At 68.4% G+C, this 23,783-nt stretch carries 20 protein-coding genes and 1 tRNA gene; 11 read left to right on the plus strand and 10 right to left on the minus strand.

Annotated features, from left to right (window positions below):
* Nucleotides 1-82: 82 nt before the first annotated feature.
* From RA210_RS00950 to RA210_RS00965, 4 genes are all read right to left on the minus strand, one after another.
* Nucleotides 83-2,914 carry a valine--tRNA ligase gene (locus RA210_RS00950; protein WP_201485117.1) on the minus strand — a complete coding sequence of 944 codons (2,832 nt, stop codon included), beginning with the start codon at nt 2,912-2,914 and terminating at the stop codon, nt 83-85.
* A gap of 219 nt (nt 2,915-3,133) precedes the next feature.
* Nucleotides 3,134-3,562, minus strand: coding sequence for a DNA polymerase III subunit chi (locus RA210_RS00955; RefSeq protein ID WP_201485118.1), 429 nt, complete (start codon nt 3,560-3,562; stop codon nt 3,134-3,136).
* Nucleotides 3,563-3,576: 14 nt separating this feature from the next.
* Nucleotides 3,577-3,996 (minus strand): DNA polymerase III subunit chi, encoded by a 420-nt coding sequence (locus RA210_RS00960; protein ID WP_201485119.1) that lies wholly within the window; start codon nt 3,994-3,996, stop codon nt 3,577-3,579.
* Between the two features lie 44 nt (nt 3,997-4,040).
* Nucleotides 4,041-5,531 (minus strand): leucyl aminopeptidase, encoded by a 1,491-nt coding sequence (locus RA210_RS00965; RefSeq protein ID WP_136490674.1) that lies wholly within the window; start codon nt 5,529-5,531, stop codon nt 4,041-4,043.
* A gap of 149 nt (nt 5,532-5,680) precedes the next feature.
* On the opposite strand from RA210_RS00965, the gene lptF reads away from it, so the two are divergent.
* The gene (gene lptF / locus RA210_RS00970) at nt 5,681-6,799 is read left to right on the plus strand and encodes an LPS export ABC transporter permease LptF (protein WP_136490673.1); all 1,119 of its coding nucleotides are present in this window, start codon (nt 5,681-5,683) and stop codon (nt 6,797-6,799) included.
* Entirely contained in the window at nt 6,796-7,857 is a 1,062-nt protein-coding gene (gene lptG, locus RA210_RS00975) for an LPS export ABC transporter permease LptG (protein ID WP_136490672.1), read from the plus strand. The genes lptF and lptG overlap by 4 nt, the downstream gene beginning before the upstream one ends.
* Before the next feature lie 43 nt (nt 7,858-7,900).
* On the opposite strand, the gene RA210_RS00980 is transcribed toward lptG, so the two are convergent.
* The 5 genes from RA210_RS00980 to RA210_RS01000 form a co-directional block, all read right to left on the minus strand.
* A complete protein-coding gene (locus tag RA210_RS00980) occupies nt 7,901-9,292 on the minus strand; it encodes a hypothetical protein (protein ID WP_201485120.1) in 1,392 nt (463 codons plus the stop codon).
* Between the two features lie 71 nt (nt 9,293-9,363).
* Nucleotides 9,364-9,858 carry an RDD family protein gene (locus RA210_RS00985; protein ID WP_136490919.1) on the minus strand — a complete coding sequence of 165 codons (495 nt, stop codon included), beginning with the start codon at nt 9,856-9,858 and terminating at the stop codon, nt 9,364-9,366.
* 64 nt (nt 9,859-9,922) lie between these two features.
* A tRNA-Leu gene (locus tag RA210_RS00990) sits at nt 9,923-10,009 on the minus strand.
* 82 nt (nt 10,010-10,091) lie between these two features.
* The gene (gene pta / locus RA210_RS00995; protein ID WP_136490920.1) at nt 10,092-12,221 is read right to left on the minus strand and encodes a phosphate acetyltransferase; all 2,130 of its coding nucleotides are present in this window, start codon (nt 12,219-12,221) and stop codon (nt 10,092-10,094) included.
* Nucleotides 12,222-12,361: 140 nt separating this feature from the next.
* Nucleotides 12,362-13,549, minus strand: a complete 1,188-nt coding sequence (locus tag RA210_RS01000) for an acetate kinase (protein ID WP_201485121.1) — start codon at nt 13,547-13,549, stop codon at nt 12,362-12,364.
* A gap of 273 nt (nt 13,550-13,822) precedes the next feature.
* Here RA210_RS01000 and queA point away from each other — a divergent pair, with 273 nt between their 5' ends.
* The 5 genes from queA to secF all read left to right on the plus strand — a co-directional run bounded on the left by queA (nt 13,823) and on the right by secF (nt 19,225).
* Nucleotides 13,823-14,878 (plus strand): tRNA preQ1(34) S-adenosylmethionine ribosyltransferase-isomerase QueA, encoded by a 1,056-nt coding sequence (gene queA, locus RA210_RS01005; RefSeq protein WP_201485122.1) that lies wholly within the window; start codon nt 13,823-13,825, stop codon nt 14,876-14,878.
* 5 nt (nt 14,879-14,883) lie between these two features.
* On the plus strand, nt 14,884-15,999 hold the full coding sequence (tgt, locus tag RA210_RS01010) for a tRNA guanosine(34) transglycosylase Tgt (protein ID WP_136490940.1): 1,116 nt from the start codon (nt 14,884-14,886) through the stop codon (nt 15,997-15,999).
* A 38-nt stretch (nt 16,000-16,037) separates the two neighbouring features.
* Complete coding sequence (yajC, locus tag RA210_RS01015; RefSeq protein ID WP_136490923.1) at nt 16,038-16,376, plus strand: preprotein translocase subunit YajC; 339 nt, start codon at nt 16,038-16,040, stop codon at nt 16,374-16,376.
* A gap of 63 nt (nt 16,377-16,439) precedes the next feature.
* On the plus strand, nt 16,440-18,302 hold the full coding sequence (gene secD, locus RA210_RS01020) for a protein translocase subunit SecD (RefSeq protein ID WP_201485123.1): 1,863 nt from the start codon (nt 16,440-16,442) through the stop codon (nt 18,300-18,302).
* An 11-nt stretch (nt 18,303-18,313) separates the two neighbouring features.
* On the plus strand, nt 18,314-19,225 hold the full coding sequence (gene secF, locus RA210_RS01025; RefSeq protein ID WP_201485124.1) for a protein translocase subunit SecF: 912 nt from the start codon (nt 18,314-18,316) through the stop codon (nt 19,223-19,225).
* Between the two features lie 110 nt (nt 19,226-19,335).
* Here the strand turns inward: secF and suhB are convergent, their stop codons facing one another.
* Nucleotides 19,336-20,151: a type III secretion system regulator SuhB gene (gene suhB / locus RA210_RS01030; protein WP_136490926.1), complete on the minus strand. Its 816-nt coding sequence runs from the start codon at nt 20,149-20,151 to the stop codon at nt 19,336-19,338.
* Nucleotides 20,152-20,286: 135 nt separating this feature from the next.
* Between suhB and trmJ the strand changes: the two genes are divergently transcribed.
* The 4 genes from trmJ (at nt 20,287) to RA210_RS01050 (ending at nt 23,766) form a co-directional block, all read left to right on the plus strand.
* Complete coding sequence (gene trmJ, locus RA210_RS01035; protein ID WP_201485125.1) at nt 20,287-21,060, plus strand: tRNA (cytosine(32)/uridine(32)-2'-O)-methyltransferase TrmJ; 774 nt, start codon at nt 20,287-20,289, stop codon at nt 21,058-21,060.
* On the plus strand, nt 21,060-21,869 hold the full coding sequence (gene cysE, locus RA210_RS01040; RefSeq protein WP_201485126.1) for a serine O-acetyltransferase: 810 nt from the start codon (nt 21,060-21,062) through the stop codon (nt 21,867-21,869). Before trmJ ends, cysE begins: the two co-directional genes overlap by 1 nt.
* 148 nt (nt 21,870-22,017) lie before the next feature.
* Nucleotides 22,018-22,518 (plus strand): Fe-S cluster assembly transcriptional regulator IscR, encoded by a 501-nt coding sequence (gene iscR / locus RA210_RS01045; RefSeq protein WP_201485127.1) that lies wholly within the window; start codon nt 22,018-22,020, stop codon nt 22,516-22,518.
* 33 nt (nt 22,519-22,551) lie between these two features.
* Nucleotides 22,552-23,766 (plus strand): IscS subfamily cysteine desulfurase, encoded by a 1,215-nt coding sequence (locus RA210_RS01050; protein WP_136490930.1) that lies wholly within the window; start codon nt 22,552-22,554, stop codon nt 23,764-23,766.
* The last annotated feature ends 17 nt before the right edge of the window (nt 23,767-23,783 follow it).

The following is a 23,783-nucleotide window of genomic DNA, read 5'->3' on the forward strand; positions in this document are numbered from 1 at the left end:
GCTGAAAAGCGCCGCTCTGTCGCAGCAGGCGGAAAAAAGGCCCGGCACCTGACGGTGGCGGGCCTTTTTCGGGAGGCGCGGTTTAGAGGGCGGCGATGCGCGCGCGCTGCTCGGCCAGCTTGGCCAGCGCCTGCTCGGCCTCGGCCAGCTTGGCGCGCTCCTTGTCGAGCACCTCGGCCGGCGCCTTGGCGACGAAGCCCTCGTTGGCCAGCTTGCCGCCGACGCGCTTGACCTCGCCTTCCAGGCGCGCCAGCTCCTTGTCCAGGCGCGCCAGCTCGGCGTCCTTGTCGATCAGCCCGGCCATCGGCACCAGCACCTGCATGTCGCCGACCAGCGCGGTGGCGGCCAGCGGCGCTTCCTCGGAAGCCTGCAGCACGCGCACCGACTCGAGTTTGGCCAGCTTGGCGATCAGGGGCTCGAAGGCGGCCAGGCGGCGCTGGTCCTCGTCGCTGGCGTTGGCCAGCACCACGTCGATGCGCTTGGCCATGGAGATCTTCATCTCGCCGCGGATCTGCCGCACGCCGAGCATGAAGTCCTTGACCCAGGCGATGTCGGCCTCGGCCGCCGCGTCGATGCGCTCCTCTGCGGCCACCGGCCAGGGCTGCAGCATCAGGGTCGGGCCTTCCTTGCCGGCCAGGGCCTTGATGCGCTGCCAGATCTCCTCGGTGATGAACGGCATGAACGGGTGGGCCAGGCGCAGGATGACCTCCAGCACGCGCACCAGGGTGCGGCGGGTGCCGCGCTGGCGTTCGACGCTGGCGGTTTCGTCCCACAGCACCGGCTTGACCAGCTCCAGGTACCAGGCGCAGTACTCGTCCCAGACGAACTCGTAGAGGGACTGGGCGGCCAGGTCGAAGCGGAACTGGTCGAGGTGGCGGGTGACGTCCTGCTCGCAGCGCTGCAGGGCGGAGATGATCCAGCGGTCCACCGGCGACAGCTCGACGGGTTCGTCATTGGCGCCGCAGTCCTTGCCGTCGGTGTTCTCCAGCACGAAGTTGGTGGCGTTCCACAGCTTGTTGCAGAAGTTGCGGTAGCCCTCGACGCGGCCCATGTCGAACTTGATGTCGCGGCCGGTGGAGGCCAGCGAGCAGAAGGTGAAGCGCAGCGCGTCGGTGCCGTAGCTGGCGATGCCCTCGGGGAACTCGGCGCGGGTCTGCTTGGCGATCTTCTCGGCCAGCTTGGGCTGCATCATGCCGCTGGTGCGCTTGGCCACCAGGGTTTCCAGGTCGATGCCGTCGACGATGTCCAGCGGGTCGAGCACGTTGCCCTTGGACTTGGACATCTTGTGGCCCTGGCTGTCGCGTACCAGGCCGTGGACGTAGACGGTCTTGAACGGGATCTGCCCGGTCAGGTGCAGGCTCATCATGATCATCCGGGCGACCCAGAAGAAGATGATGTCGAAGCCGGTGACCAGCACGTCGGTGGGGTGGAAGGTCTTCAGGAAGTCGGTCTGCTCCGGCCAGCCGAGGGTGGAGAAGGTCCACAGGCCCGAGCTGAACCAGGTGTCCAGCACGTCGTCGTCCTGGCGCAGGGCGATGTCGCCCAGGTTGTGCCTGGCGCGCACCTCCGCCTCGTCGCGGCCGACGTAGACGTTGCCAGCTTCGTCGTACCAGGCCGGAATGCGGTGGCCCCACCACAGCTGGCGGCTGATGCACCAGTCCTGGATGTCGCGCATCCAGGAGAAGTACATGTTCTCGTACTGCTTGGGCACGAACTGGATGGAGCCGTCTTCCACCGCGGCGATGGCCTTCTCGGCCAGCGGCTTGGTGGAGACGTACCACTGGTCGGTCAGCCACGGCTCGATGACGGTGCCGGAGCGGTCGCCCTTGGGCACTTTCAGCGCGTGGTCGTCGATCTTCTCGAGCAGGCCGAGGGCGTCGAAGGCGGCGACGATCTGCTTGCGCGCCTCGAAACGGTCCAGCCCGGCGAACTGCGCCGGCAGGCTGGCGTCGAAATCGCTATTGACGCTGCCGTCGAGGTTGAACACCTGGGCTTTGGCGAGGATCGCCGCGTCCTTGTCGAGGATGTTGATCAGCGGCAGGTGGTGGCGCTTGCCGACTTCGTAGTCGTTGAAGTCGTGGGCCGGGGTGATCTTCACGCAGCCGGTGCCGAACTCGGGATCGCAGTAGTCGTCGCCGATGATCGGGATGCGCCGGCCGACCAACGGCAGCTCGACGAACTTGCCGATCAGCGCCTGGTAGCGCTCGTCATTGGGGTTCACCGCCACGGCAGAGTCGCCGAGCATGGTTTCCGGACGGGTGGTGGCGACGATCAGGTAGTCGAGGCCCTCGGCGGTCTTCTCGCCGTCGGCCAGCGGGTAGCGCAGGTTCCACAGCGAGCCCTTCTCGTCGTGGTTCTCCACTTCCAGATCGGAGATCGCCGTGTGCAGCTTGGTGTCCCAGTTGACCAGGCGCTTGCCGCGGTAGATCAGGCCGTCCTCGTGCAGGCGCACGAAGGCTTCCTTGACCGCTTCGGAAAGGCCCTCGTCCATGGTGAAGCGCTCGCGCGACCAGTCCACCGAGGAGCCGAGGCGACGGATCTGCCGGGTGATGGTGCCGCCGGACTCTTCCTTCCACTCCCAGACCTTTTCGAGGAACTTGTCGCGGCCGAGGTCGTGGCGCGACAGGTTCTGCGCGGCCAGCTGGCGCTCCACCACCATCTGGGTGGCGATGCCGGCGTGGTCGGTGCCCGGCTGCCACAGGGTGTTGCGGCCCTGCATGCGGCGGAAGCGGATCAGCGCGTCCATGATCGCGTTGTTGAAGCCGTGGCCCATGTGCAGGCTGCCGGTGACGTTGGGCGGCGGCAGGGCGATGGTGTAGGACTCGCCGGAGCCTTGCGGCGCGAAGTAGTTCTTCGCCTCCCACTCGGCGTACCAGCGGGATTCGATTTCGTGGGGTTGGTAAGTCTTGTCCATGCGCGGCGGGACCCCTGCGGCGGCTGATCGGAAAACCGCGAAGTATAACGGGGATCGTTGCGGGGGCGTAGGGCGGAGCGGAATCCCCCCTGACCCCCCTTTTGCAAAGGGGGGGATGGTCTGGTGATGTTTGGCGGGCCGGTGTCCAGCAGAGCATCAGCAACCCACCGGACCCACTCCCCCCTTTGCAAAAGGGGGGCTGGGGGGGATTGGCCCCGCTCAGCGCCTTCCTGCGCGCAGGATGCTGGCCAGGTGCTCTTCCAGTCGGCGGTGCAGCTCGGCCTCGATCTGCAGCATGTAGTCGTCGATCACTTCCTGCATGATCAGTTGCGCCGCGGCGTGCAGTTCGCGCTCGATCTGCGCCAGCGGCTCGTGCCTGAGGGCATCGCCGGCGGGGCGTAGTGTCGGCAGGGGCTGCTCGCGCCCGGCAGCTGGCGGCAGCGACTCCGGCGGTTCGGCGAGCTGCGGCTCGCGGAGCAGCGGCTCGCGGAGCGCCGGCTCCCGGAGCGCCGGCTCGCGGAGCAGCGGCGTCTCGGGCAGCGGGTCGGACAGCAGCGGGATGGCCGGTTCGTCGACCGTTTCGGTCAGCAGCGGCAGTTCGTCACTGGCCCAGTCGGGCAGATGGGTGGGCTTGGGCGGAGTGTCCATCGGCGGCTCGCGCATTACAGGTGCAGGTGCTGGGGAGCATAGCCGCGTTCGCGGTAGAAGCGGTAACTGGCGCGCAGGGCGTCGCGGGTCTGCGGGTCCTGGTCGACCACCTCGGCGATGCGTGCGAAGCGCTCGAAGAACGCCGGCACAGTGCTGGCCAGGTTGATCAGCAGGCTCTGCTGGCCGCCGGCGTCGGCGCCCCAGGCCAGCAGCAGCGGCGCATCGCTGCCGGCATCGGCCAGCTGGTGCGGCACGAAGCTGGCGGCGCTGAAGCGCCACAGGCGTTGGTCGAGCGCCTCGGCCTGGGCCTGGTCCTGGCAGTTGAGGTAGATGCGGTGCCCCTCGCGCCAGGCCTTGGCGGCCAGGCGGCAGGCGTAGGTCAGCCGTGCTCCGGCGTCGTTGCCCGGCAGGATGTAGAAGTCGATGCGTTTCATCGCTCGGCGCCGGCCGGCACGTCAGGCGTGCCGGCCGGATTCGCTCAGGCCTTGCAGCGGTCGAGGAGGAACTGGCTGAGCAGCGGCACCGGGCGGCCGGTGGCGCCCTTCTCCTTGCCGCCGCTGATCCAGGCGGTGCCGGCGATGTCCAGGTGCGCCCAGTGGAACTGCTTGGCGAAGCGCGACAGGAAGCAGGCGGCGGTGATGGTGCCGGCCTTGGGCCCGCCGATGTTGGCGATGTCGGCGAACGGGCTGTCCAGCTGCTCCTGGTATTCGTCGAACAGCGGCAGCTGCCAGGCGCGGTCGGCGGCCGTCTCGCCGGCCTTGAGGATCTGCTTGATCAGACCGTCGTGGTTGCCCAGCAGGCCGGAGGTCTGGCTGCCGAGGGCGACGATGCAGGCGCCGGTGAGAGTGGCGATGTCGATCACCGCCTGCGGCTTGAAGCGTTCGGCGTAGGTCAGGGTGTCGCACAGCACCAGGCGGCCTTCGGCGTCGGTGTTGAGGATCTCCACGGTCTGCCCGCTCATGGTGGTGACGATGTCGCCGGGGCGGGTGGCGCCGCCGCTGGGCATGTTCTCGGCGCAGGCCAGCAGGCCCACCACGTTGATCGGCAGCTGCATCTCGACCAGGGCGCGGAAGGTGCCGAGCACGCTGGCGGCGCCGCACATGTCGTACTTCATCTCGTCCATGCCCAGGCCCGGCTTGAGGCTGATGCCGCCGGTGTCGAAGGTGATGCCCTTGCCGACCAGCGCATAGGGCGCCTCGTCCTTCTTGCCGCCCCTGTATTCGAGGACGATCAGCCGCGGCGGCTGGTCGCTGCCCTGGGCGACGGCGAGGAAGGCGCCCATGCCCAGTTCCCTGAGCTTCTTCTCGTCGAGCACTTCGACCTTGAGGTTCTTGTGCTGCTTGGCCAGCGCCTTGGCTTCCTCGGCGAGGAAGCTCGGATGGCACAGGTTGGGCGGCAGGTTGCCCAGATCGCGGGTCAGTGCCATGCCGTTGGCGATGGCCTGGGCGTGGGCGGCGCCGCGCTCGGTCTCGGCGATCTCGGTGTCCTCGACCAGCAGGGTGATCTTCTTCAGCGCCGGGGCATCGGCCTTCTCGCTCTTGAAGCGGTCGAACAGGTAGCGGCCGTCGGCCAGCACTTCCACCAGCAGGCGGGTGCGGGCGTACAGGTCGCGGCCCTTGACCATCAGTTCGCCGAGGGTCAGCACGGCGTCGCTGCCGCCCAGGGTCTTGAGCACGGCGAGGGTGGCGGAAACTACCTTGCGGTAGTTGCGGTCGGAGAGTTCGCGCTCCTTGCCGCAGCCGACCAGCAGCACACGTTCGGCCTTGACCCCCGGCAGGTTGTGCAGCAGCAGGGTCTGGCCGGGCTTGCCGGCGAGGTCGCCGCGCTTGAGCAGGGCGCTCAGGGCGCCATCGCTGGCGGCGTCGACGGCGCGGGCTGCGGCGCCGAGCTTGCGGCCCTCGCCCACGGCGAGCACCAGGGTGGCGGTTTTCAGGGTTTCCGGACGAGCGCTCTTGACCAGGAATTGCATGGACGGGGGTCCCCAAGACAAACAGGCGGTATTGCAGGATAATGCCGGCCTACTTTACTTCATCGGGCGCAATGCCTCCGCGGCCGGCGCGGCTGGCGGCTAGTTTGAGCGTTGCCGCCCGAGCCTGACAACCCTGGAGTAGTCCCGGTTTGATCATCTTCCGATATCTGTTCCGCGAAGTGCTGGTGACCCTCAGCGCGGTGAGCGCCGTGCTGCTGGTGATCACCATGAGCGGCCGCTTCATCAAGTACCTCGCTCAGGCCGCCCAGGGCGCGCTCGATCCGGGTGTGCTGTTCCTGATCATGGGCTACCGCCTGCCGGGCTTCCTGCAACTGATCCTGCCGCTGGGCCTGTTCCTCGGCATCCTGCTTGCCTACGGCCGTCTGTATCTCGAGTCGGAAATGACCGTGCTGGCCGCCTCCGGGATGAGCCGCCAGCGCCTGATGGTCTATACCCTGGCGCCGGCCGCGCTGGTCGCCGCGGTGGTGGCCTGGCTCAGCCTGTCGCTGGCGCCGCTGGGTGTCGCCCGTTCCGAGCAGGTCATCAACAGCCAGGATGCCCTCACCGAGTTCGATACCCTAGTGCCGGGGCGCTTCCAGGCCCTGAGAAGCGGCTCGCGGGTGACCTACACCGAGCGCCTGTCCGAGGACGGCCGCGAACTGGGTGGGGTGTTCATCACCGAACTGCGCCTGTCGCGCGACGGCGACAAGCAGCGCGGCATCAGCATGCTGGTGGCCGAGAAGGGCTACCAGGAGATTCGTCCCGACGGCAGTCGCTACCTGATCCTCGAGAACGGCTACCGTTACGACGGCCAGCCGGGGCAGGCCGACTACCGGGCGATCCAGTACGACCGCTATGGCGTGCTGCTGCCCAAGCCCGAGGTGGCCGGCGAACTGACCGAGCGCGACGGGATCCCCACCGCGACCCTGTTCGGCAGCGATAACCCGCGTCTGCAGGCCGAGCTGCAGTGGCGCCTGTCGCTGCCGTTGCTGGCGTTCGTGGTCGCCGTGCTGGCGGTGTCGCTGGCTCGGGCCAACCCCCGGCAGGGGCGCTTCCTCAAGTTGCTGCCGGCGATCCTCCTGTACATGGCCTATCTGGCCCTGCTGATCTCCATGCGCGGCCAGCTCGACAAGGGCCGCCTGCCGATGTGGCTCGGCCTGTGGTGGGTGCACGGCATGTTTCTCGCCATCGGCCTGCTGCTGCTGTATTGGGAGCCGCTGCGGCTCAAGTGGAAGGCGCGCCGCGCCCTGAAGGAGAGTCGCCCGTGACCCGCCTGGATCGCTACATTGGCCGCAGTGTGTTCGTCAGCACTCTCGCCGTGCTGGGGGTGCTCGTCGGTCTGGCCCTGTTGTTTGCCTTCATCGACGAACTGGGCGACCTGCATGCTGACTATGGCGTCGCCGAGGCGGCGCGCTTCGTGCTCTACAGCTCGCCGGCGCGGCTCTACGAACTGCTGCCGATGGCGGCCCTGGTCGGTTGCCTGATCGGCCTCGGTACCCTGGCCAGCAGCAGCGAGCTAACGGTCATGCGCGCCGCCGGGGTGTCGCTGGGACGCATCGTCTGGGCGGTGATGAAGCCGCTGCTGGTGCTGATGCTGGCCGGCCTGCTGATCGGTGAGTACGTGGTGCCCTGGACCCAGGAGCAGGCCGAGAGCGGCCGCTCTTTGGCCCAGGGTGGCGGCGCGGCGCAGACCACCAAGCGCGGCCTGTGGCACCGCCAGGGCGACGAGTACGTGCACATCAACGCTGTGCAGCCGAGCGGCGTGCTGTTCGGCGTCACCCGCTACCGCTTCGACGGCGAGCGGCGCCTGCTCAGCGCCAGCTTCGCGCGCCGGGCGCATTACCAGGGCGACCACTGGCAGCTGGAGAACGTGTCCACCACCCTGTTGCACGAGGATCGCAGCGAGGTGGTGAAGAGCCCCAGCGAACGCTGGGACGTCGAGCTCACGCCGCAGCTGCTCGGCACAGTGTCGGTCGCGCCGGAGGCCCTGCCGCTGACCGGGCTGTGGCGCTATACCAGCTACCTCGGCGAGCAGGGCCTGAACAATGCCCGCTACTGGCTGGCCTTCTGGACCAAGGTGCTGCAGCCGCTGGTGACGATCAGCCTGGTGCTGCTGGCGATCTCCTTCATCTTCGGCCCGCTGCGCTCGGTGACCCTCGGCCAGCGCATCTTCACCGGCGTGCTGGTCGGCTTCGTGTTCCGCATCGCCCAGGATCTGCTCGGCCCGTCCAGCCTGGTGTTCGGCTTCTCGCCGCTGGTTGCGGTGCTGGTGCCGGCGGGGATCTGCGCGCTGGCCGGCGTCTGGCTGCTCAGGCGGGCGGGCTGATCGCGCAGGCGTTACCCCCGGGGCCGGCACTTGCCGGCCCCGTTCATTTCGGCAGCGTGAAATAGCGCCCGAGCAGGTCGGGGTCGTCGAAGTGCGCCTGGCCGACGAAGGCCGTGGCATGCCGCCCCCACTGGCGCATGGCACCCGGCGAGATCACTCCCGAGGGCCACAGCAGCCAGCGCTCCAGGCGCTGGCTGCCGGGCACCAGGCCGTCGGGGCCGTAGAGGCTGCGCCGGCCGTCGGGATGCGGCAGGCGGCGCAGCTCGTCGAGGGCGGCGAAGCGGTAGCCGTCGGCCGGCCACGGCGAGTCGCGGCCGTCCACCCACAGCAGGGCATGGTCGCCGCCGCGCAGCCACAGGGTCGGCGCCTGCCGCCCGTCCACGGCGAGGCGACGGGCCAGGCGCTGCTCGGCATTCGCCGGCTGGCGGAAGCGCAGCGGCGAGTCGGCGGGCAGGAACAGGGCGTGCCAGCAGCCGCAGGGGTGGATGGCGTCGTAGAGCAGCGCGTTGCCCCGCGCGTCCAGGGTCACCCGCCACAGCAGGCCGTCCAGTTCGCCGGCGTAGATGTCCAGCGCGCCACGGGCGGGACGCTCGCGGAACCACCACTGGTAGACCAGCTGCAGGTGCCAGCGGCCGTCGAGCCGGCTCCAGGTGTGCTGGCGGTAGGCAGTGGGCTGCGTGGCGAAGGTGCGCCGTCCGTCGGCGGCGAAGCGCGGCGTGCCGGGGCGGTCGGCGGCGCTGCGCTGCTCAATGCGCAGTTGCGGCGCATGGCGGGCGAACAGCGCGGCCAGTTGCGTGGGGCTGGCCTGCGGCAGGCCGAGGGCATCGTCGTCGAGCGCTGGCGGCCCGGCCGGCGTCACGTCTGCCGGGGGCCGGTAGGCCCGCCAGCGCGGGCTGTCGGTCGGTGCCTGCTGCGCCAGCGCCTCGCCCTGCCAGGCGGCGATCGCCCGGCGGTAGAAGGGGCGGGCCAGCGGGTAGAGGCCGAGGACCCGGGCCCAGCCGCGGTAGTTCGCCGGCACCCGGGCGGCCTCGACGGCGTGGGCGAAGGCCGGGCGGTCGGCGGCCAGGCGCTCGACCTGCCGGCGGCGGCAGGCCTCCAGTCCGGCTTCGTCCGGCAGCGCGCCGCGTTGCGCGGCGGGCAGGTTGCCGCGCTCGATGGCGCTGGCCTCGCGGTCGTTGGCGGCCAGGCGCTGCAGCCACAGCCGGCGCGCGGCGGGCGTGGCGGCCGCGGGGCCGAGGGCCGCCAGCAGGCGGTCGCTGCGCAGGCCGGGGAAGGCGGCGAGGCGGTGCTGTTGGGTGTCGCGGTTGGCGGCGGTGGCGGCGTGGAAGGCGGCGAACAGTGCCGCGCAGCTGTCGGCGGGGACGGGCGGCTGCTGCGCGCAGGCACTGAGCAGGATCAGCCCCGGCGCGAGCAGCCAGGACGGCGAACGGTGCATGACGGAGCCTCCCGGCGCGCCCGCAGCGCCGTGGAGCGGCCGGGGCGTGCTGGCAGTCTAGCGTCCCGTGCTCAGGTCTTCTTGCGCTTGGGCAACTGCACCACCACGCTTTCCGAGTAGCGGTCGTGCCAGGTCAGCTGGTCCTTGTCCCACAGCATCCACAGGTAGCCGAGGCCGCAGGGCAGCCAGGAGCCGATGGCGATGAAGAAGCGCAGCAGCGCCTGCCACAGGTCGATGGCGCTGCCGTCGCGGTTCTGGATGCGCACGCCCCACACCTGCATGCCGAGGGTCTGACCGTTGTGGGTCCAGAACTTGGCGAAGAAGGCGAACAGGGTGATCAGCAGCAGGCTGCCGAGGATCGGGTCGTTGTCCAGCGCACCGGCCTGCGACAGGGCCAGCAACTGCTCGCTGCCATAGACCAGGCGCAGGATGCCCTGCTGGTAGATCAGGCCGACCACCATGATCAGCGCCACGCAGAGCAGGAAGTCGTAGAACATCGCGGCCAGGCGGCGGATCAGGCCGGCGCGGGGGAAATCGCCCTGCGGGCGCAGCTGGTGTTTGGGCATGGCAGGCTCGCTTGCAAGGATTTCAGGCGTAAAAAAACCCGCCTGAGCGGGTTTCTTCACTATGTGGTGCCTCGAAAGAGACTCGAACTCTTACGCTGTCGCCAGCGGCGGATTTTGAATCCGCTGCGTCTACCGATTCCGCCATCGAGGCAATGGCCGCGGAGTATAGGGTTGGCGCGACGGGCGGTCAATCGACCGTTGCGCCAACCCCGGGCTCCGCCGGTCGGGGCGGATCAGGCCTCGATCAGCTCGCCCTGGGCGGCGGCCTTCTGCGCGGCCTGGCTGGCGGCCTGCAGGGCGGTCAGGGCGATGGTGAAGACGATGTCGTCCACCAGCGCGCCGCGCGACAGGTCGTTCACCGGCTTGGCCAGGCCCTGCAGCATCGGGCCGACGCTCAGGCAGTTGGCGTTGCGCTGCACCGCCTTGTAGGTGGTGTTACCGGTGTTCAGGTCGGGGAACACGAACACGGTGGCCTGCCCTGCGACCTTGCTGTTCGGCGCCTTCTGCTTGCCGACGCTGAGCACCGAGGCGGCGTCGTACTGCAGCGGGCCGTCGATCGGCAGCTGCGGGGCGCGCTCCTGGGCGATGCGGGTGGCTTCGGCGACCTTCTCCACCTCGGCGCCGGCGCCGGAGCTGCCGGTGGAGTAGCTGATCATCGCCACGCGAGGGTTGACGCCCAGGGCCACGGCGGACTCGGCGCTCTGCAGGGCGATCTCGGCCAGCTCGGTGGCGCTCGGGTTGGGGTTCACCGCGCAGTCGCCGTAGACCAGCACCTGGTCGGGCAGCAGCATGAAGAACACCGAGGACACCAGGTTGTAGCCCGGCGCGGTCTTGATCAGCTGCAGGGCCGGGCGGATGGTGTTGGCGGTGGTGTGCACCGCGCCGGAGACCAGGCCGTCGACCTCGTCGAGGGCCAGCATCATGGTGCCGATCACCACGGTGTCCTTGAGCTGCTCGCGGGCCTGCTCGGGAGTGAGGCCTTTGGACTTGCGCAGTTCGCACATCGGCGCGACGTACTGCTCGGCGATCACCTCCGGATCGAGGATCTCGAGGCCGGCCGGCAGGACGATGCCCTGCTCGCGGGCCACCGCCTCGACGGCCTCGGGCTTGGCCAGCAGCACGCAGCGGGCGATGCCGCGCTCCTGGCAGATCGCCGCGGCGCGCACGGTGCGCGGCTCGTCGCCCTCGGGCAGGACGATGCGCTTGTCGGCGTCCTGGGCGCGCTTGACCAGCTGGTAGCGGAACGCCGCCGGCGACATGCGCAGCTCGCGCGGCAGGCTGCAGCGGGTGTGCAGGAACTCCGGGTGCAGGTGCTGGGCGACGAACTCGGTGACGCGGCTGGCGCGCTCGATGTCGTCGGCCGGGGTTTCCTTGTTGAGGCCGGACAGGTTGCTGGCGGTCTCGAACGAGCCGGTACCGACACTGAGCACCGGCAGGCCACTGTCCAGCGCCGCCTTGCACAGGTCGAGGATGCGCTGGTCCGGGCCGAAGTCGCCGGTCAGCAGCAGGCCGGCCAGCTTGACGCCGTTCAGCGCGGCCAGGCAGGCGGCGAGGATGATGTCGTCGCGATCGCCCGGGGTGACCACCAGCACGCCCGGCTGCAGCAGGTGGGTCATGTTCGGCACGGTGCGGGCGGCCAGGATGATCTTCTGCACGCGGCGCTGGGCGGCTTCGCCGGCGCTCAGCACGCGGGCGCCGAGGGCTCCGGCGATGTCGCTGGTGCGCAGGGCGTTGAGTTCGGCGTTGAACGGCACGGCGCCGAGCAGCTGGAAGGTCTCGCTGCCGAGCAGCGGCAGCTGCTGCTTGAGCGCCTCGACGAAGACCGGCACGCCCTCGTCGCTGTTGACCTTGTTGAGGATGGTGCCGAGCACCTTGGGATCACGGGCGCCACCGAACAGCTGGGCCTGGATCTCGATGCGCTCGGCCAGCTGCTTGAGGCTCTCGCTGCCCTGGGCGGCGACCAGGATCACTTCGGCGTCGAGGCTCTTGGCCAACTGGGCGTTGATGCGTGCGGTGTAGTCGGAGTCGCGGGTCGGCACCATGCCCTCGACGATCACCACGTCCTTGCCGGCGGCGGCCTGCTGGAAGCGCTTGACCACTTCCTCGAGCAGCAGGTCCAGCTCGCCGTCGGCCAGCTGGCGCTCGACCTGGGCCAGCGGCAGCGGTTCGGGGCTGGCGAGGTTCAGGGTGCGCTCGACCAGCAGGCAGGAGCGCTCCTGGCCCTGGTCGATCGGGAAGGGCTGGGCGATCGGCTTGAAGAAGCCGACCTTCAGGCCGGCCTGCTCGAGGGCGCGGATCAGGCCGAGGCTGACGGAGTTGAGACCACCGCCGAAGCCGGTGGGAGCGAGGAACAGAGTGTGCATGGTTTCTCCTTGGGGGAGCTGGGTGCTCAGACTCTAGAAGGCGGGTTCGGGCGGGGCCAGCAAGACGAAACCCGACGCCGGGAGGCAGTCGGGTTTCGGCGCTTGCTCAGTCTCCGCTCGGCATACGGAGTCGCTCGGGCTCAGGCGTCGAGCAGGGCGAGGGTGTCGAGGGCGATCTGGCGCTCCTCGTTGGTCGGCACGACCATGATGCGCGGGCTGCCCTCGGCCTGGATCTCGCCGGCCACGCCGCGGGTGCAGCGGGCATTGGCCTCGGCGTCGACCTTGAAGCGGAACACCTTGAGGTGGTCCAGGGTGCGCTCGCGCACGGCGGCGGAGTTCTCGCCGATGCCGCCGGTGAACACCAGACCGTCCAGCTGCGGCAGGGCGCAGGACATGGCGGCCAGCGACTTGGCCAGGCGGTAGCAGAACACCTCGAAGGCCAGCACGGCGCCCGGGTGGCCGGCCTGGCGGGCTTCGGCCAGGGTGCGCATGTCGTTGGACAGGCCGGACAGGCCCTTCAGGCCGCTTTCCTTGTTGAGCATGGCGTCGATCTTGGCCAGGTCCCAGCCCAGGGTGTTGTGCAGGAAGTTGTGCAGGCTGGGGTCGACGTCGCCGCTGCGGGTGCCCATCACCAGGCCTTCCAGCGGGGTCAGGCCCATGCTGGTGTCGCGGCTTTCGCCGTTGACCACCGCGCAGGTCGAGCAGCCGTTGCCCAGGTGGGCGACCAGCCAGCTGCTGTTCTCCACCGGCAGGCCGGCCAGCTCGGCGGCGCGCTTGCTGACGTAGCGGTGGCTGGTGCCGTGGAAGCCGTAGCGGCGCACGCCGTGCTCTGTGTAGAGGAACTCCGGCACCGCGTAGCGATAGGCGTGCGCCGGCATGCTCTGGTGGAAGGCGGTGTCGAACACGCCGACCTGCGGCAGTTCGGGGAACAGGTTGATCGCCGCGTGGATGCCGCTCAGGTTGGCCGGGTTGTGCAGCGGCGCCAGCTGGATGTTGGCCTCGATGCCGGCCAGGGTGCTGTCGTTGAGCAGGGTGGAGGCGAAGAACTTCTCGCCGCCGTGCACCACGCGATGGCCGATGCCGTCCAGATGGCCGCCGGCGGCCTCCTCGACGCGCGGCAGGATCTGCGCGAGGGCGGCCTGGTGGTCGGCATCCGGAACGTTCACGCTCTCCTTGTCGGCGGCGCTCTCGAAGTGGATGACGGCTTCCGGGCTGCCGAGGCGTTCGGCCAGGCCCTGCAGCGGGAAGCTGCTCTGCGCTTCGTTCACCAGGGCGAACTTGATGGACGAGCTGCCGCAGTTGATCACCAGAATGTTGCGGGCGGACATTGGGGCTCCTGAAATCGTGTCGCGAGGGAGCCACGCGCACGCGTGGGTCACCTCAAGTTAACTTTTTATGGTTGGGGTGCCCGGCGTTCTTGTGGAACATGGACTGATCAGGGATGTCGTTATCCTGACATGCGGGGTTTGCAGCTGCCGTTCTTCTTTAGTCGAATCAAAACCCTCGCTAAGTAGGGGGCTTTGCGCGCTCTGGCACGGCCCCGGTGCGTGGCGGGCCGGGGGCATTTCCGGTAAGCTGTGCGGCCTTTCGAGAGTCCCCCGATGCGTGTTGCAGACTTCCATTTCGAGCTTCCCGACCGGCTGATCGCGCGCCACCCGCTGGCCGAGCGCCGCGCCAGCCGCCTGCTGGTGCTGGACGGCCCGAGCGGCGAGATCCGCCACCGCCAGTTCCCCGACCTGCTGGACTACCTGCGTCCCGGCGACCTGATGGTGTTCAACGACACCCGGGTGATCCCGGCGCGGCTGTTCGGCCAGAAGGCCTCCGGCGGTCGCCTGGAGATCCTCGTCGAGCGCCTGCTCGACGAGCGGCGCGTGCTGGCCCATGTGCGTGCCAGCAAGTCGCCCAAGCCGGGCAGCCTGATCCACATCGACGGCGGCGGCGAGGCCGAGATGCTCGCCCGCCACGACGCGCTGTTCGAGCTGCGCTTCGCCGAGCCGGTGCTGGTGCTGCTCGAGCGCGTGGGCCACATGCCGTTGCCGCCGTACATCGACCGCCCCGACGAGGACGCCGACCGCGAGCGCTACCAGACCGTCTACTCCGACAAGGGCAAGGCCGGTGCGGTGGCCGCGCCCACCGCCGGCCTGCACTTCGACGATGGTCTGCTCGCCGCGATCCGCGAAAAGGGCGTGGACACCGCCTTCGTCACCCTGCACGTCGGCGCTGGCACCTTCCAGCCGGTACGCGTCGAGCGCATCGAGGACCACCACATGCACAGCGAGTGGCTGCAGGTCGGCCAGGACGTGGTGGATGCGGTGAACGCCTGCCGGGCGCGCGGCGGCCGGGTGATCGCGGTGGGCACCACCAGCGTGCGCTCGCTGGAATCCGCGGCGCGTGATGGCGAGCTGAAGGCGTTTTCCGGCGACACCGACATCTTTCTCTACCCCGGGCGGCCGTTCCACGTGGTCGACGCCCTGGTCACCAATTTCCACCTGCCCGAGTCGACCCTGCTGATGCTGGTGTCGGCCTTCGCCGGCTACCCCGAGACCATGGCCGCCTACCGCGCGGCGGTGGAAGAGGGCTACCGCTTCTTCAGCTACGGCGACGCCATGTTCATCACCCGCAATCCCGCCCCGCGCGGCCCCGAGGAAACCCCATGAGCCACATGTCCTTCGAGCTGCTGGCCACCGACGGCAAGGCCCGTCGCGGCCGCCTGACCTTCCCTCGCGGGGTGGTCGAAACCCCGGCGTTCATGCCGGTCGGCACCTACGGTACGGTCAAGGGCATGCTGCCGCGCGACGTCGAGGCGATCGGCGCGCAGATCATCCTCGGCAACACCTTCCACCTGTGGCTGCGCCCGGGCACCGAGGTGATCAAGAAGCACGGCGATCTGCACGACTTCATGCAGTGGCACGGGCCGATCCTCACCGACTCCGGCGGCTTCCAGGTGTTCAGCCTGGGCGCGATGCGCAAGATCAAGGAGGAGGGCGTGTACTTCGCCTCGCCGGTGGACGGCGCCAAGGTGTTCATGGGGCCCGAGGAGTCGATGCAGGTGCAGCGCGAGCTGGGCTCGGACATCGTGATGATCTTCGACGAATGCACGCCGTACCCCGCCGACTTCGACACCGCCCGCAAGTCCATGGAGCTGTCGCTGCGCTGGGCCAAGCGCTCGAAGAACGCCCACGAGGGCAACCCCTCGGCGCTGTTCGGCATCGTCCAGGGCGGCATGCACGAGGAGCTGCGCCTGCGCTCGCTGGAAGGCCTCTTGGAGATCGGCTTCGACGGTCTGGCCATCGGCGGCCTGTCGGTGGGCGAGCCCAAGGAGGACATGATCCGCATCCTCGACTTCCTGCCCCCGCAGCTGCCGGCCGACAAGCCGCGCTACCTGATGGGCGTCGGCAAGCCCGAGGATCTGGTCGAGGGCGTGCGCCGCGGCGTCGACATGTTCGACTGCGTGATGCCGACGCGCAACGCGCGCAACGGCCACCTGTTCACCGAGACCGGGGTGATCAAGATCCGCAACGCCGTGCACAAGCAGGACGACGCGCCGCTGGATCCGGCCTGCGACTGCTACACCTGTCGCAATTTCTCCCGCGCCTACCTGCATCATCTGGATAAATGCGGCGAAATGCTGGGTAGCATGCTGAATACCATTCACAACTTGCGACATTATCAGCGCCTGATGGCCGGTTTACGCGATGCCATCGCCCAAGGTACATTGGCCGCCTTTGTCGCCGACTTCTATGCGCGACGCGGCCTGCCGGTTCCGCCGCTGGACTGATTTCCACCCTTTTGCAGATCTTGCTACAGGAGTAGTACATGAGCTTTCTGATCGCCGCCGCCCACGCCGCCGATGCCGCTCCGGCCGGAGCCCCGCCGGGTGGCGAGTACATGCAGTTCCTGATGCTGGCCGGCTTCGTGGTCATCTTCTACCTGCTGATCTGGCGTCCCCAGGCCAAGCGCGCCAAGGAGCACAAGAACCTGCTCGCCGGCCTGCAGAAGGGTGACGAGGTGGTAACCTCCGGCGGCATCGCCGGCAAGGTGGTCAAGGTCGCCGACGACTTCGTGGTGCTCGAGGTTTCCGACAGCGTCGAGCTGAAGTTCCAGAAGATGGCCATTGCCGCCACCCTGCCCAAGGGCACTCTGAAGGCGATCTGAGTTTTCCTCCTTCCTAAATTCACGGGGCACGCAAGGTGCCCCGTGTTGCAAACGGGCTGTGTCATGCTCAACAAGTATCCCCTGTGGAAATATCTGCTGATCCTCGTGGTGCTCGGGATCGGCTTCATCTATTCCGCGCCCAACCTGTATCCCGACGATCCGGCCATCCAGCTCACCGGCGCCAGCACCGCGCTGAAGATCGAGCAGGCCGATGTCGCCCGCGCCGAGCAGGCGCTCAAGGACGCCGGCATTGCGGTCAAGGCCAGCAGTCTCGGCGACAAGGGGGCGCTGCTGCGCCTGACTCGCCAGGAAGACCAGCTGCCGGCCAAGGACGTGGTGCGCCGCGCTCTCGGCGACGACTACGTGGTGGCGCTGAACCTGGCGCAGACCACCCCCGACTGGCTGCGCAGCCTGGGCGCCAGCCCGATGAAGCTGGGCCTGGACCTCTCCGGTGGCGTGCACTTCCTCCTCGAAGTGGACATGGACAAGGCCGTCAGCGCGCGTATGAAGGTCTACGAGGGCGAGGTGAAGAGCCTGTTGCGCAAGGAGCGCCAGCGCTACCGTTCGCTGCCGCAGCAGGACGGCGCCATTCAGCTCGGCTTCAGCGACGCCGCCGCCGTGGAGCAGGCCGAGCGGGTGATCCGCAAGGACTTCCCGGACTTCGACGTGCAGCGCAGCGAGCGCAACGGCCTGCAGGTGCTGCGTCTGGCGCTGACCCAGGCCAAGCTGGCGGAAATCCGCGAGTACTCGATCAAGCAGAACCTCACCACCGTGCGCAACCGGGTCAACGAGCTGGGCGTCGCCGAGCCGCTGGTACAGCGCCAGGGCGCCAACCGCATCGTCGTCGAGCTGCCGGGCGTGCAGGATACCGCCGAAGCCAAGCGCATCCTCGGCAAGACCGCCAACCTCGAGTTCCGCCTGGCTGCCGAGGCCGACGCCCCGCGCGCCAGCACCGAATCCTTCGACTTCCGCCAGGAGGGTCGTCCGCCGGTCCAGCTCGAACGCAGCGTGATCATCACCGGCGACCAGGTCACCGACGCCCAGGCCAGCTTCGACGAGAACGGCCGGCCGCAGGTTAACATCCGCCTCGACGGCCACGGCGGCGAGCTGATGAACCGCGCCACCCGCAACAACGTCGGCCGCAGCATGGCGGTGGTGTTCATCGAGCAGAAGCCGGTGACCCGCTACGTCAAGCAGATGGTCGACGGTGTGGAGAAGGAAGTGCCGGTTTCCGCCTTCAAGGAGGAGAAGCAGGTGATCAGCCTGGCGACCATCCAGTCGGCGCTCGGCAACAGCTTCCGCATCACCGGCCTCGACGGTCCGGGCGAGTCCTCCGAGCTGGCCCTGCTGCTGCGCGCCGGCGGCCTGGCCGCGCCGATGTACTTCGCCGAGGAGCGCACTATCGGCCCGAGCCTGGGTGCCGAGAACATCGAGCTGGGCATCCAGGCCTCGCTGTGGGGCTTCCTGTTCGTTGCCCTGTTCATCCTCGCCATCTACAAGTTCTTCGGCATCCTCGCCACCGTGGCGCTGGGCTTCAACATGGTGGTGCTGCTGGCGCTGATGTCGCTGCTCGGCGCTACCCTGACCCTGCCCGGCATCGCCGGCATCGTGCTGACCATGGGCATGGCGGTGGACGCCAACGTGCTGATCTTCTCGCGCATCCGCGAGGAGATCGCCAACGGCATGGCCATCCAGCGTGCCATCCACGAGGGCTTCGATCGGGCGTTCAGCGCGATCCTCGACGGCAACCTGACCACCCTGCTGGTCGGCGCCATCCTGTTCGCCATGGGCACCGGTCCGATCAAGGGCTTCGCCGTGACCATGTCGCTGGGCATCCTGACCTCCATGTTCACCGCGATCTACGTGACTCGCGCGATGGTCAACGTGCTCTACGGTGGCCGCAATATCAAGAAGCTGTGGATCTGAGGACTGCCTGAATGCAACGTGTGATCAACTTCATGGGCATCCGGCAGGTCGCCTTCGCGCTGACCGTGCTGCTGACCCTGGGCTCGCTGGCCAGTCTGGCGATCAAGGGGCTGAACTTCGGCCTCGACTTTACCGGCGGCACCCTGGTCGAGCTGGCCTACGAGCAGCCGGCGCAGCTCGACAAGGTACGTGGCCAGCTGCGCGAGGCCGGCTATCCGGATGCGGTGGTGCAGAGCTTCGGCGCCACCACCGACGTGCTGGTGCGCCTGCAGGGCGATGATCCGCTGCTGGGCAACCAGCTGGCGGAAGGCCTGCGCAAGGTCAGTGCCGATACGCCTTTCACCCTCAAGCGCGTCGAGTTCGTCGGCCCGCAGGTGGGCGAGGAGCTGCGCGACCAGGGTGGCCTGGGCATGCTGCTGGCCCTCGGCGGCATCCTGGTCTACGTGGCCTTCCGCTTCCAGTGGAAGTTCGGCTTCGGCGCCATCGTCTCGCTGATCCACGACGTGATCGTCACCCTTGGGGTGTTCAGCTTCTTCGAGATCCCCTTCGACCTGACCGTACTGGCGGCGGTGCTGGCGATCATCGGCTACTCGCTGAACGACACCATCGTGGTGTTCGACCGCATCCGCGAGAACTTCCGCCTGCTGCGCAAGACCGAACTGATCGACAACATCAACATCTCCACCACGCAGACCCTGCTGCGCACCCTGGCCACCTCGATCTCGACCCTGCTGGCAGTGGTGGCGCTGATGGTGTTCGGCGGCGAGAACCTGTGGGGTTTCTCCCTGGCGCTGCTGATCGGCGTGGGCGCGGGTACCTACTCCTCCGTGTACATCGCCAGCATCTGCCTGATCTGGCTGAAGCTGACCCGCGAGGACCTGATCCCGCCGGTGGTCGAGGACGCGGTCGACGAGCGGCCGTAAGCTGCGCCTCGCCCATGAAAAAAGCGCCCTTGGGCGCTTTTTTCATGTCCGGCTTTCTGTCGGCGATAAAAAACCCGGCACCAGGGCCGGGTTCTTCTGGCGCAGCGCTCTCAGCGCTTGAGCGCCGGCGGCAGGTGCGGCTGGATGGCGGTCAGCACGGCCTTGAAGCATTTGGTGTTGCCGGCGACGATGTGGCCCTTGTCGAGGAACTCGTGGCCGCCGGTGAAGTCGCTGGTCAGGCCGCCGGCTTCCTGCACCAGCAGGGCGCCGGCCGCCATGTCCCACTCGGACAGGCCGAACTCCCAGAAGGCGTCGAAGCGCCCGGCGGCGACGTAGGCCAGGTCCAGGCTGGCGGCGCCGGCGCGGCGGATGCCGGCGGTCTGGCCGACCAGGCTGCGGAACATGCCCAGATAGCTGTCCAGGTGGTCGAGCTGGCTGTCGCGGAACGGGAAGCCGGTGCCGAGCAGGGCGCCTTCCAGGCCCTTGCGGTTGCTGACGCGGATGCGCCGGCCGTTGAGCGCCGCGCCGCGGCCGCGGCTGGCGGTGAACTCCTCCTGGCGCACCGGGTCGAGGACCACGGCGTGCTCGACGCGGCCGCGGTACTTGCAGGCGATGCTCACCGCGAAGTGCGGCAGGCCGTGGATGAAGTTGGTGGTGCCGTCCAGCGGGTCGATGACCCACAGGTAGTCGGCGCCGTCGCCCTGGCCCGGCTGCAGCCCGCTTTCCTCGGCGAGGATGCCGTGGTTGGGGTAGGCCTTGCGCAGCACGCTGATGATGGTCTGCTCGGCCGCGCGGTCGACCTCGGTCACGTAGTCCTTGGCGTCCTTCTCGTTGACCGAGAGTGCATCCAGGCGTTCGATCGAGCGGAAGATGAGTTCGCCGGCACTGCGGGCCGCGCGCAGCGCGATATTCAGCATGGGCTGCATGGAGGGGTCACCTGGGCTGTTAAAGAAAGCCGGCCATTCTAGCAGAAAAGCCCTCGCCATGAAGGGCGCGTGGCGCCGGCGGCGACGCTTGGGTAAGATTCGGCTCCTTTTCAGGTTCATGGTGGGAGAGCGAGCGTGCTCGACAGGATTCGCGTGGTGCTGGTCAATACCAGCCATCCGGGCAACATCGGCGGGACGGCGCGGGCCATGAAGAACATGGGGCTGTCGAAACTGGTGCTGGTGCAGCCCGAGGAATTTCCCAGCGGCGAGGCCAACGCACGGGCCTCCGGCGCCACCGACATCCTCGAGGCGGCGGTGGTGGTCGACACGCTGGAGCAGGCGCTGGCCGGCTGCAGCCTGGTGCTCGGCACCAGCGCGCGCGACCGGCGCATTCCCTGGCCGCTGCTCGATCCGCGCGAGTGCGCGCAGAAGAGCCTCGAGCACGTCGAGCTGGGCGGCGAGGTGGCGCTGGTGTTCGGCCGCGAGTACGCCGGGCTGACCAACGAGGAGCTGCAGCGCTGCCAGTACCACGTGCACATCCCCTCCAATCCCGAGTTCAGTTCGCTGAACCTGGCCACCGCGGTGCAGGTGCTGGCCTACGAGGTGCGCATGGACTGGCTGGCCCGCCAGGGGCGGCCGACCAAGGTGGAGAAGCTGGAGACCACCGCCATGCTCGATGCGGTGCCGGTCACCGCCGACGAGCTGGAGCTGTACTATAGGCACCTCGAGGAGACCCTGGTGGCGATCGACTTCCTCGATCCCGAGAAGCCGCGTCACCTGATGGCGCGCCTGCGGCGCCTGTACGGCCGGGCCGGCATCAGCAAGCTGGAAATGAACATCCTGCGCGGTATCCTCACCGAAACCCAGAAGGCGGCCCGCGGCGAGCTGCTCAAGCGGAGAAATGACTGATGTTCGAGCGCATGCGAGAAGACATCCAGAGCGTGTTCCATCGCGACCCGGCGGCACGAAACACCCTCGAGGTGCTGGTCTGCTACCCCGGCCTGCACGCCATCTGGCTGCATCGCGTGGCGCACTGGCTGTGGAGCGCCGACTGGAAGCTGCTGGCGCGCTTCGTCTCGCACCTCAGCCGCTGGCTGACCGGCATCGAGATCCATCCGGGGGCGCGGATCGGCCGGCGCTTCTTCATCGATCACGGCATGGGCATCGTCATCGGCGAGACCGCCGAGATCGGCGACGACGTCACCCTCTACCATGGCGTGACCCTGGGCGGCACCAGCTGGAACAAGGGCAAGCGCCATCCGACCCTGGAGGACGGCGTGATCGTCGGCGCCGGGGCGAAGATCCTCGGTCCGTTCACCGTCGGCGCCGGCGCCAAGATCGGCTCCAATGCGGTGGTCACTCGCGCCGTGCCGGCGGGCGCCACCGCGGTGGGCATTCCCGGACGGATCATCGTCAAGACCGACGACGAGCAGGAAGCGCGGCGCAAGGCGATGGCCGAGAAGATCGGCTTCGACGCCTACGGCGTCAGCGAGGACATGCCCGATCCGGTGGCGCGCGCCATCGGCCAGCTGCTCGATCACCTGCAGGCGGTCGATGGGCGCCTGGAAGGCATGTGCAAGGCGCTCACCGCGCTGGGCAGCGACTACTGCGCCAAGGAGCTGCCGGCGCTGCGCGACGAGGACTTCGCCGGGGTCAAGCCGGCGGCCGTCGATGCCGCCGGCCAGGCCGAGCCGGCGCCGCCGCGGGCGCACGATTGAGGTGCGCGGGCCGGGGAACTGCTATAAGATCCCCGGCTCCGCTATGCGGTCAGGCTATTCCGACTGAAACGCTCGGTCTTTTAGTTGACTGCTTTGCTCGGAAAACTGCATACTCTGCGCACTTTCCGAATCATCGTGGTGCAAGCCCATGCGACTGACCACCAAGGGCCGTTACGCCGTGACAGCCATGCTCGATCTCGCGCTGCATGCGCAGAACGGGCCGGTGTCCCTCGCCGACATTTCCGAGCGCCAGGGGATTTCCCTGTCCTATCTCGAACAGCTGTTCGCCAAGCTGCGGCGCGGCAGTCTGGTCACCAGCGTGCGCGGCCCGGGCGGCGGCTATCAGCTGTCGCGCGACATGGCCAGCATCGACGTGGCCCAGGTCATCGACGCCGTCAACGAGTCGGTCGACGCCACCCGCTGCCAGGGGCTCGGCGGCTGCCACGAAGGCGATACCTGCCTGACCCACCACCTGTGGTGCGGCCTGAGCGACCGGATCCACGAATTCCTCAGCGGCATCAGCCTGGCCGACCTGGTGCGCAACCAGGAAGTGCAGAGCGTCGCGCAGCGCCAGGATCAGCGTTGCCAGCAAGGCAAGGGGATGCCGTCCAGCCCGCTTGAAAAGATCGAAGCGTCCGCCATCGACTGATGCCGCGGTTGCCAGCCTGACAGGAGAGACCTGATGAAATTGCCGATCTACCTGGATTATTCCGCGACCACGCCGGCCGATCCGCGCGTGGCGCAGAAGCTGTGCGAGTGCCTGACCATGGACGGCAACTTCGGCAACCCGGCCTCGCGCTCGCACCTGTTCGGCTGGAAGGCCGAGGAGGCGGTGGAGAACGCCCGCCGCCAGGTGGCCGAACTGGTCAACGCCGACCCGCGCGAGATCGTCTGGACCTCCGGCGCCACCGAGTCCGACAACCTGGCGATCAAGGGCGTCGCGCACTTCTACGCCAGCAAGGGCAAGCACATCGTCACCTCGAAGATCGAGCACAAGGCGGTGCTGGACACCACCCGCCAGCTGGAGCGCGAAGGCTTCGAGGTCACCTACCTGGAGCCGGGCGAGGACGGCATCATCACCCCGGCGATGGTCGAGGCGGCGCTGCGCGACGACACCATCCTGGTCTCGGTGATGCACGTCAACAACGAGATCGGCACGATCAACGACATCGCCGCCATCGGCGAGCTGACCCGCGCCCGCGGCATTCTGTTCCACGTCGACGCGGCGCAGTCCACCGGCAAGGTGGCGATCGACCTGGAAGCGATGAAGGTCGACCTGATGTCCTTCTCCGCGCACAAGACCTACGGTCCCAAGGGCATCGGCGCGCTCTACGTGCGCCGCAAGCCGCGCGTGCGCCTCGAGGCGCAGATGCACGGCGGCGGTCACGAGCGCGGCATGCGCTCGGGCACCCTGGCCACCCACCAGATCGTCGGCATGGGCGAGGCCTTCCGCATCGCCAAGGAAGAGATGGCCGCCGAGAACGGGCGCATCAAGGCGCTGGCCGAGCGTTTCCTGGCCCACCTGGAAGGCATGGAAGAGGTCTATCTGAACGGCTGCCGCGAGCAGCGCGTGCCGCACAACCTCAACCTGAGCTTCAACTACGTCGAGGGCGAGTCGCTGATCATGGCGCTCAAGGACCTCGCCGTGTCCTCCGGCTCGGCCTGCACCTCGGCCTCCCTGGAGCCGTCCTACGTGCTGCGCGCCCTGGGCCGCAACGACGAACTGGCGCACAGCTCGATCCGCTTCACCTTCGGCCGCTTCACCACCGAGGCGGAAGTCGACTACGCCGCCGCCAAGGTGCGCGAGGCGGTGACCAAGCTGCGCGAGCTGTCGCCGCTGTGGGACATGTTCAAAGAAGGCGTCGACCTGTCCAAGGTCGAGTGGCAGGCGCACTGACGCCGTACCGATTCAGC

Origin of the sequence: Pseudomonas sp. OF001 (assembly GCF_904426495.1) — a bacterium.
Taxonomy (GTDB): Bacteria; Pseudomonadota; Gammaproteobacteria; order Pseudomonadales; family Pseudomonadaceae; genus Geopseudomonas.